The organism is uncultured Fretibacterium sp. (assembly GCF_963544685.1).
In the GTDB taxonomy this organism is placed as follows: Bacteria; Synergistota; Synergistia; order Synergistales; family Aminobacteriaceae; genus CAJPSE01.
In genome coordinates this window covers 1-9,082 of the sequence record NZ_CAUUGJ010000092.1, presented here as the reverse complement: position 1 = coordinate 9,082, position 9,082 = coordinate 1, and the positions used below count along the sequence as shown (strand labels likewise).

The 9,082-nt window shown below is 64.9% G+C and carries 7 protein-coding genes; 2 read left to right on the top strand and 5 right to left on the bottom strand.

Annotation, left to right across the window (positions count from 1 at the left end; all coding sequences use genetic code 11):
* Positions 1-798: M23 family metallopeptidase (locus tag ABLA28_RS08850; RefSeq protein WP_347713351.1), on the top strand; the 798-nt coding region annotated here is incomplete at its 5' end.
* Positions 799-881: 83 nt separating this feature from the next.
* Here ABLA28_RS08850 and ABLA28_RS08845 read toward each other — a convergent pair.
* Positions 882-2,204: a hemolysin family protein gene (locus ABLA28_RS08845; RefSeq protein ID WP_347713350.1), complete on the bottom strand. Its 1,323-nt coding sequence runs from the start codon at positions 2,202-2,204 to the stop codon at positions 882-884.
* A 186-nt stretch (positions 2,205-2,390) separates the two neighbouring features.
* Here ABLA28_RS08845 and ABLA28_RS08840 point away from each other — a divergent pair, with 186 nt between their 5' ends.
* Entirely contained in the window at positions 2,391-3,431 is a 1,041-nt protein-coding gene (locus ABLA28_RS08840) for a cache domain-containing protein (protein WP_347713349.1), read from the top strand.
* A gap of 54 nt (positions 3,432-3,485) precedes the next feature.
* On the opposite strand, the gene ABLA28_RS08835 is transcribed toward ABLA28_RS08840, so the two are convergent.
* The 4 genes from ABLA28_RS08835 to coaE form a co-directional block, all read right to left on the bottom strand.
* Positions 3,486-4,718: an argininosuccinate synthase gene (locus ABLA28_RS08835; protein WP_347713348.1), complete on the bottom strand. Its 1,233-nt coding sequence runs from the start codon at positions 4,716-4,718 to the stop codon at positions 3,486-3,488.
* Between the two features lie 286 nt (positions 4,719-5,004).
* Positions 5,005-5,631, bottom strand: coding sequence for a site-2 protease family protein (locus tag ABLA28_RS08830; RefSeq protein ID WP_347713347.1), 627 nt, complete (start codon positions 5,629-5,631; stop codon positions 5,005-5,007).
* A 154-nt stretch (positions 5,632-5,785) separates the two neighbouring features.
* Positions 5,786-8,404 (bottom strand): CBS domain-containing protein, encoded by a 2,619-nt coding sequence (locus ABLA28_RS08825; protein ID WP_347713346.1) that lies wholly within the window; start codon positions 8,402-8,404, stop codon positions 5,786-5,788.
* The gene (gene coaE / locus ABLA28_RS08820) at positions 8,395-9,021 is read right to left on the bottom strand and encodes a dephospho-CoA kinase (protein WP_347713345.1); all 627 of its coding nucleotides are present in this window, start codon (positions 9,019-9,021) and stop codon (positions 8,395-8,397) included. The genes ABLA28_RS08825 and coaE overlap by 10 nt, the downstream gene beginning before the upstream one ends.
* Between the last annotated feature and the right edge of the window lie 61 nt (positions 9,022-9,082).

Genomic DNA, 9,082 nt, shown 5'->3' with positions numbered 1-9,082 from the left:
GATGTAGCTCCGTCTCGTGGGCTCGGAGATGTGTATAAGAGACAGGCCCCGAAGACGGCGAAGGCCCCCGCGCCCCAGCCCTCCAAAACTCCCCCTCAGCCGCTCTCTCAAAAGGCGATGCCGCCCATCCCGACGACGCTCCAACTCGCCCCGGAGAAAAGCGCCGCAGGGGAAAAGGGCAAAGGCGGGGCGAACACAAAGGAACCCGTCCTGTTTCTCTCGGAGGACGGGGACTCCTCGAACGGCCCCATGAGGCTGGTCATATCGGGCGACAACGTGGTCGTCGTGAGGCTTCCCCGCAAGCAGGCTCCCCGCACCTCCGGCCTGACCGGCATCCAACGAAGCCTTTTCCCCGGAAGGCCGTCCCATGGGCCCGCTCTGCCGGAGTTCTCCAGGTTCTCGGGATCCCGGATGATCTGGCCCGTAAACGGGGCCGTTTCGTCGGGGTTCGGCAGGCGGGGCAGGCGATCCCTTCATTCGGGCATCGACATCCCCATGCCCAAGGGCACGTCCATCCGGGCCACGAGGGACGGAGTGGTCAAGCTGGTCGCCTCCGCCAAAAGCCGGAGCTTCAGGGGATACGGGAACGTGGTGATCCTCGACCACGGCGGCGGAATCTCCACGCTGTACGCCCATTGTCTGAACATCAAGGTCCGGCAGGGCCAAAGGGTGCGCCAGGGAGAGACGCTCGCGACCGTGGGCCGTACGGGACGCGCCACCACGAACCACGTTCATTTCGAGGTTCGGGTCAACGGCAAACCCGTCGATCCCATCCCCTTCCTAGGGGCCAGGCGCTGACGACCGCAAAGTCGAGGGGGGCCGAACGGCCCCCCTCGACTTTTACGAGAATCATTGTATTCGTTCCGCCGCGGGCGGGCCTGTCAATCCCGATCCCGCGCCTCCGAGCTCTCGTCCCGTTTCGGCTCCTGCGGGGCAAGGCGCGTCACCAGGATCTGGTCGATCTTGTAGTTGTCGATGTCCATGATCTCGAACTTGTACCCCGCATACACGACGAAGTCGGTACGGTGGGGAATGCGCCTCAGCATGAACGTGAGGAATCCTCCGACCGTCTCGTAGTTCTGGGACTCGGGGAAATCCTCGATCTCGAACACGTGCATCGCATCTTCGATCGGGGTCGCCCCCTCGATCAGCCACGAGGTCTCGTCCCGCTTGATGATCTGCTCCTCCTCCCCCACCAGGTTGCCCATCAGCATCATCATGATGTCCTGCAGGGTAATGATCCCGACGACCAGCGCGTACTCGTTGAGCACGACCGCCAGGTTCTCCTCCCGTCCCTTGAACTGGTCCATGGCCTCGGCCAGGGTCAGGGTGTCGGGGATGATGAGGGGCGGCCTGATGTCGAGCCCGTTGTCCAGCTGAAGGCTCTGCCCCTTGACGACCCGCTCCAGCAGCTCCTTGGAATCCACGTACCCCACGATGTGGTCGATGTCCTTGTCGCACACGATGTAGGTGGAATGCGGCGCGGAGGCGATCTTTTCCTTGACGCGCGCCTCCTCCTCGTGGAGGTCCAGATACACGATGTTCTCCCGGACGGTCATGGCGGAGGGTACGGTGCGCACGTCGAGCTCGAAGACGTTGCCGATCAGGTCCTTCTCCTGTTTTCTGAGAAGCCCGGCCATCGTTCCCGCCTCCACGATGGCGTAGAGGTCGTCCGACGTGATGTCGTCCCGACGCTTCTCGGGAAGCCTGAAGGCCCTGCAGATGATGCTGCTCAGGGAGTTGAAGACCTTCGACAGCGGGGCGAAGACGAAGATCACCCGGCGCATCCCCTCGATCGACCTCAGGGCCACGGTCTCGGGGACCGCCATGGCGATGCGTTTGGGGATGAGGTCCGCGAATAGGACGAAGAAGAGGGTGACCCCGACGAAGGGAACGGCGGAGGCGACCTGCCCCTTCAGGGCGGGGCCCAGGATATCGGGAAGCAGATCACGGATCGCCGGCGACAAAAGGGAATCCCCTACGATGCCCGCCAGGATGGCCACGGCGTTCAGCCCGATCTGGACCGTCGTGAAGAACAGCCCCGGCTGATCCTGAAAGCCCAGAATCCGAGCGGCGCGGGCATCGCCGCCCTCGGCGATGGAACGCAGCTTCACCCTCCGGGATGCCGCCAGCGATATCTCCGAGAAGGAAAAGAAAGAGCTGATCGCCGCCAAGATCAGAATAATCAGAAAACCGTACATCATGATTGGAGGTCCTCCCGCGCAAACGCCTCAGGTCAAGGTCCGGACGTTATGCGGCTTCCTGTCAATTATAACGTATCTTACGGAAAATTCTTTCTTTCCCCTCTCCCGCCGGAGAGCCGGCGCGTCTCCTTCAAAAAACGATGTAAAATAGCGTCCGGAATCACGGGGAAAAGGGGGATCGGGCCGATGGGGAAAAAATCGTTTTTCGGACGTGCGGCGCTGCTGGCCCTCTGCCTCGCGGCCGCAGTCCGCTATCCGGGGTACCGTCTGGCTCAGAACTACGTTGCCGGAAGGATGGACGCACAGCTTCGAACCGAGACGGAGAGCATTCTGCAGGCCCTTCACGCGGCGGGACTGCAGAAGAGCGTCCTCCTCAGGAAGGCGGCCCGGGAGGCCGGGGAGTACTGGGCGGCCGGGGACCTGTCCGGCTGCAGGGCCCTCCCGGCCCATTACGTCGCGTCCTACGATGCGGCCACGGGGCTGGGCCTGAGCCTGTCCGCAGGGGAGTCCCCGGACAAGGAAGCATTGGCCGTCTATGCCTTCCAGGACGAGGGACGGCCCGAGACACTCGAAGCATTTCCGGGCGACGTCGGCGACGGGACGCCATGGGACGGGAAAGGCCCGGCCTCGCCCCGGTGGCTACCGTTCCGAAGGCAGCCGCTGACCGGAGCTCCGACGGTCACCGCAGCCTGCCCCGTGTATACGTCGGATCGGAGGCAGGCGGGGATTGCCGTTTTGGACACGGATATCTTCGAGATTCAGAAGCTCGTCACGGCACGGGGCCTTCCTTCGTCCCTGACGGCGGACGTCCTGGACGGGGCGGGCACCGTGCTGGCGAGTTCCCGGCCCGCCGCCTTGATGCGGCCGATGGGGCAAAACGCACCTTCCGATCTGGCAAGGGCGCTCGAGACCGTCCTCGCGGAGCGTGAGGGCGAACTTCTCTACACGGACGGGGCGGAGACGATACGCCTCGTCTTTGGCACGTCGCCGGAAACGGGATGGAAGGTCTGCATGAGATCACGGGTTCGGGACGACTTCCGGAACGTAAAATGGTTTTGGGAGAACGACGTCCGCGTCTATTCCTGCTGTGGATTTCACACCGTGAGGCGAAGCGCGGCATCGGCAGGAAACAAGAACTCCGATGCCCTTTCCCCCGGAGGGGGACCCAACCCCGCGCCGCCGGGAAGAGGCCGGCGCTTCTCCCCGATTCCCAATCCGACGAAATAGGCCCCCGTCGGCGGAGGGGCCCGATTTCAAAACGGAAACCGCAGGAGGAAGGGATTACGCCTCGATGGGCAGCTCCTCCTTATCGTCGCGCGGGAAGGTCGAGGTCCAGGTTCGGACGGGCAGCCCCCAGATTTTGATGAAGCCGACGGCCGCCGAGTGATCGAACGCATCCCCCTCGGAGTAGGTCGCCAGGTCGTGCCTGTAGATCGTCTTACCGGCCTTCATCCCCCGGACGACGGCCTGCCCCTTGAAGAGCCGGACCTTCACCGTGCCGCTCACATACTTCTGAGTCTCGTCGATAAAGGCCCCGATGCAGTCCCTGAGCGGCGAGAACCAATAGCCCTCGTAGGTCAGCTCCGCAAAGCGCACCTCGAGCTCCCTCTTCGTGATGAGCACGCGCTTGTCCAGCGTCATGGTCTCCAGGGCCCTGTGGGCGTTCAGCAGCGTGATGGGGCCGGGGCACTCGTAGACCTCGCGGCTCTTGAATCCGACCAGCCGGTCCTCGACCATATCGACGCGGCCCACGCCGTGTTTGCCGGCCAGCTCGTTCAGTTTGAGGATCAGGCTGACCCCGTCCATCCTCTCGCCGTTCAGGGCGACCGGAAGCCCGCGCTCGAAGGTAATCTCCACGAAATCCGGCTCGTTGGGCGCACCCAGGGGGTTGGCCGTCAGCTCATAGGCGTCCTCCGGCGGTTCGTTCCATGGATCCTCCAACATGCCGCACTCGATGGAGCGGCCCCAGAGGTTCTCGTCGATGCTGTAGGGGGAGCTGGCCGTCGCCTTGACGGGAATCCCGTGCTTCACGGCATAGTCCATCTCGGCCTCGCGGCTGAAGTGCCAGTCCCGGACCGGCGCCAGGACCTCCAGCTTGGGGTTCAGCGCCGTGGCGCAGACCTCGATGCGCACCTGGTCCTGCCCCTTCCCGGTGCAGCCGTGGGCGACCGCCACGGCCCCCTCCCTGTTGGCGATATCCACCAGGGTCTTGGCGATCAGCGGTCGGGACAGGGCCGAGGTCAGAGGGTAGGTCCCCTGATACATCCCGTTGGCCTTCAGCGAGGGCCAGACATAATTCTCGACGAAGGTCTTTTTCAGATCGAAGATATAGGCCTTCACGGCGCCGCTGTGCAGGGCCTTGCTCTTTGCCGCCTCGAGGTCGATCACCTTCTGCCCCACGTCCGCCGTCATCGTGACCACGTCGTAGCCCTGCTCCGAGAGCCAGACCACCGCCACAGATGTGTCCAGACCACCGCTGTACGCAAGGACGACCTTACCCTTCTTGCCCGCCATCCTAAAACTTCCTTCCTGAATTGGTATCGAAGATCCCATATCGAAGAACAACCGAAAAATCCACGGCCGAGAGGTCCTGTTCGGCCTCGAAAGCTGTGCCCCCATGAGAAAAGGACAGGGCGCTCCGAGGGATTCGTCTCGGACGTAAAGCAGTATAGAGAACAATAAACAAAAAGTCAACGACTAATACATAGTTTACGCTTGTTTACTATACATCGCGGAGCCCTCTTCGGTCGTCCTTCTCACGAGGTTTTGACGACGGAGAAGCTCACGGCTCTTCCGGAGGTCAGAAAGGGGATCTGAAGGGAAGCAGGCCCCACAGAAAGTTGAAGATCGGGTTGAAGAGGACGTCGACGATCCCCGTCACCAGAAGGATCAGGAGGATGATCATGCCGTACCGCTCCAGCCAGTAGTAGTACCGCAGGAACCGGAATGGCAGAAAGGCCTCCAGCACCCTCGAACCGTCGAGCGGCGGGATGGGAATCAGGTTGAAGGCGGCCAGCCCCACGTTGATGACGATCATCTGAATCAGAACCGTAATGCCGGCCCTTCCGGCAAGACGGTACCAGGGCTCCCCCAGGAAGCGCAGAAACAGCACGCAGACGACCGCCGTCAGGATGTTTCCGACGATTCCGGCCAGGGAGACGATGACGAGGTCCCGGCGCGGGTGGCGGAAGTAGCGCGTATTGATCGGTACGGGCTTGGCCCACCCGAACCCCACGAGCAGGAGCATGAGCGTCCCCACGAGGTCGAAATGGTCCAGGGGATTCAGGGAAAGCCGTCCCGACCGCTCGGCCGTGGGGTCTCCCACCAGCTTGGCCGCATAGCCGTGGCAGAACTCATGAAACGATATCGCCCACAGCACGGCGGGCAGCGTCAGCAGCAACATCATCGGATCCTGTAAAAGCCTCAAAACCTCCACTCCTTCCCGGGGACCCCAAATCCGAAAACGGGGTCCCCGCTCCCCCCGCTCCGCAGGACAGCCGGGATGGGGGATTCCCACTCATTGTACAGGCCAGCCGGAGAAACCCGCCCTCGTAAAATGCCGGACAGAACCGCCAAGGGAATTACCGTCTGTGGGCCAGGCGGCTTTCGACGTAGCCGATCTCGCCCTCCCGCGTCGAAAGGCGCCCGTCCATGCGGGCCAGCCGTATCCCCTGAAGCACCTCCCCGATCTCGGAGCCCCTCAGCCCCATGCCGACGAGGTCGTCGCCGGTGAGCTCCCCTCGCAGCGGCGTCCAAGAGAGCAGGTGACGAACGACATGACGCCGGGACTGCCAGCGCTTCATGCAGGTCATCCAGAACAGGAGGGGCGCCGGGCCATACGGTTTGAAAAAGAGGTAGATCTCCGAATTTCTCGGGTTCTTCTTCCCTCCCAGGAACTGCTCCACCTGAGGCCAGCAGTCGAAACAGATCGACATCTCCCGCCGTTCGGCGGGGCGCAGCCCCAGACGGTCCATGGCGGCAAAGCGCACGGCCGGCGGCGACTTGGCCAGCACCACGGCCATGCCGACGATCCATTCCATTCCCTTGAAGTCCACCCCCACCCTGCGCGCGCGCGGCAGGAACCGCTCGAGGACGTGCAGCCTCCGCTCTATGGAGGTGCCGAGGCGGAAGCCTGGGAACAGCGCCTCCCAGATCCCCAGCTCCTGCATCCGCATCACGATCCGGCGGAAGCGGGCCTCGCCGGTGCCGATCTCCAGCTCCATGCGCACCCGCACTCCCGAGAGGCGTCCCAGCAGCCCTCCCCCCACCGCGCTGTGCAGGAGCCGCAGCGTGTTGTCCTCGAAGTGCAGCCCCAGACGCTGTTCCAGCCGGATGCCCCTGAGGATCCGGGAGGGGTCCTCCACGAAGCTGAGGTTGTGCAGGATGCGCAGGACCCCCTCCCGGAGGTCCTCCCTGCCCCCGAAATAATCCGTCAGGGTCCCCCAATCCCCCTCGCTCAGGGAGACGGACATCGCGTTGATGCTGAAATCGCGCCGCGCCAGATCCTGCTTCAGGGAGTCGCCGGCGACCGTCGGCTGGGCCGCCGCATGCTCGTAGAACTCCCGCCGCGCCGTCGCAATGTCCACCTTCAGCCCGTCCGGGAACGTGATCGTCCCCGTCTTGTAACGCCCGTGCACCGTGCCCCGGCACCCCGGCTCGTCCCAGCTGCGGACCAGCTCCTCGGCGTCCCCCTCGACGGCGATGTCGAGGTCGAGGTTCCTCACCCCCATCAGGATGTCTCGAACCGTTCCGCCCACCAGGTAGGCCTTCATCCCCATCGTCTCCGCCCGGGCGCCGATGCGGTGCAGCAGGTCGAGGATGCGCGGGGAGAACGAGGACTCCATCAGCGGGGCGACCCCCTCCATCCACAGGAAGCCCGACCTCGCGTCCGTCTCCCCCGAGGGCTGGAAGCTCCGATAGAGGGCACGGACGAGGTCGGCCCGCGTCAGGATGCCCACCAGCCTACCGCTCTTGAGCACCGGAAGCCGCTCGAAGCTGTAGGTCGCCATCAGCCGATGCGCCTCGTCGATCGAGGCCTCCGAGGATATCCCGATGACGCCCTCCGTCATGAAGTCGCGGATGCGCGCGCGGTCGAAGCCGTGCAGATGCGCCTTGTCCAGGTCCTTGCGCGTCATCATGCCCGCGACCTCGCCGTTCTCCAGGGCGACGGGCAGAGCCTGGTGGCCGAAGCGGATCATCGTCCGGTACGCCTCGTCCACCATGGCGTCGGGAGAGACCGCCAGGACGGGGGAGGTCATGACACTCGCCACGTCGAGCATCCGGGGAATGCGCCGATGCAGGTCCTCCTCCAGCTCCGCCAGCAGCTCCTGCGGGTCCCGGTTCAGGACCGTGGCCGAGCCCGCCTGGACGTGGCCGCTGCCGCCGTAGGGCGTCAGGAACTCCTTGACGTTCAGCACCCCGGGGGCGCTGCGGACGATCAGGCTGATCTTGCGCCCCCCGCTGCGCACCGCCGCCAGGGTGACGTGGGACTCGCAGTAGTCCCTCAGGCGGTGCACGAAGAGGGAAAGGCCCTCCACGTACTCCTCCGTCTCCGCCCAGGTGGACAGCACCTTGGCCCCGTTGATGTAGCTCTCCCTGGCGTTCTCCGCCAGGACGTCCAGCAGGCGACGCTCCGCCGCCGGCATGGAGACCTCCGCCCGCGCCAGGATCCGGGACAGGTCCGCCCCCATCTCCCGAAGACGGGCCACCGCCAGGACGTCCCGCGCGGTCGTGGACTCGTAGGTCAGGGCCCCCGTATCGTCGTAGATCCCGAGGGCGAAGAGTGTCGCCTCCTCGGGCGATATGGGCTTGCGCTCCCTGACGAGCTGTTCCACGAGCATCGTCACCGTCGCCCCTATGGGGGCCCACTGCATCGTCTCGGCGGGGATGTCGTCCACGGTGGGCGGGTGATGGTCGTAGATATGCACGCTCACGTCATGCCGCCCGGCGAGGGCCGCGAAGGTGCCGATGCGGCTCCGCGCCCGCGTGTCCACGACGACCATCAAGGTCACCTGTTCCATGGGGACGTTCTTGGGCTTCAGGAACTTCCACTGATGCCCGTAGTGCGCCATGAAGTCCCGAACCTTGCGGCCCATGGCGCCGGGGGGGCAGATCATCGCGTCCGGGTAGAGCTTCCGGACGGCGATCATGCTCGCCAGGGAATCGAAATCGGTGTTCAGGTGACTGGTGATCAGCTGCATCGCAGGGACGCCCCCTTCAGTTTCTCGATCACGGCACGCTTATGGACGGCGCGGACGGAACGCTCCAGGTCGTCCAGGCCGCCGTCGTTGCGCACCACGAAGTCGCTTCGGGCGGCCCGTTCCTCCGAGGGCAGGAAGAAGGCCTCCCGCCGCGGAAGCTCCGCGTCGTCCCACCCGCGCGCCCGGCAGCGCTCCGCCCTGACGTCCCGGGAGGCCGTCACGAAGACCGTCGCCGTGACCCAATCGGGGACGCCGGACTCGAAGAGCATCGGGATCTCCGCAACGGCCCAGTCCCGTTCGGGGTCCAGCGACGCGACGCGGCGGGCCAGCTCCGCCTTTGCCGGCGGGTGCAGCAGGGCGCAGCCCCAGTCGTACTCGGCCCGCGAGGAGAACAGACGCGCGGCAGCACGGGCGAACACGACGCGTCCCTCGGAGTCGAGGATCCCCGATCCCCACCGCCCGACCGCAGCCCCGACGATATCCGGCCGCCTCCAGAGCTCCGCCACGACGGCGTCCGCGTCGAACCTCACGCCCCCGAGCGACTCGAACAGGCGGGCAGCCGTGGACTTACCAGCCCCGACGTCCCCGGTAACCGCCACTGCCGTTATAGCCGCCATAGCTCCGTCTTCCCCCTCTGTCTCTTATACACATCTCCGAGCCCACGAGACGGAGCTACAT

Coding starts and splice junctions, on each gene's coding strand:
- ABLA28_RS08845 (WP_347713350.1), bottom strand. CDS start 2,204: ATGATGTACGGTTTTCTGATTATTCTGATCTTGGCGGCGATCAGCTCT.
- ABLA28_RS08840 (WP_347713349.1), top strand. CDS start 2,391: ATGGGGAAAAAATCGTTTTTCGGACGTGCGGCGCTGCTGGCCCTCTGC.
- ABLA28_RS08835 (WP_347713348.1), bottom strand. CDS start 4,718: ATGGCGGGCAAGAAGGGTAAGGTCGTCCTTGCGTACAGCGGTGGTCTG.
- ABLA28_RS08825 (WP_347713346.1), bottom strand. CDS start 8,404: ATGCAGCTGATCACCAGTCACCTGAACACCGATTTCGATTCCCTGGCG.
- coaE (WP_347713345.1), bottom strand. CDS start 9,021: ATGGCGGCTATAACGGCAGTGGCGGTTACCGGGGACGTCGGGGCTGGT.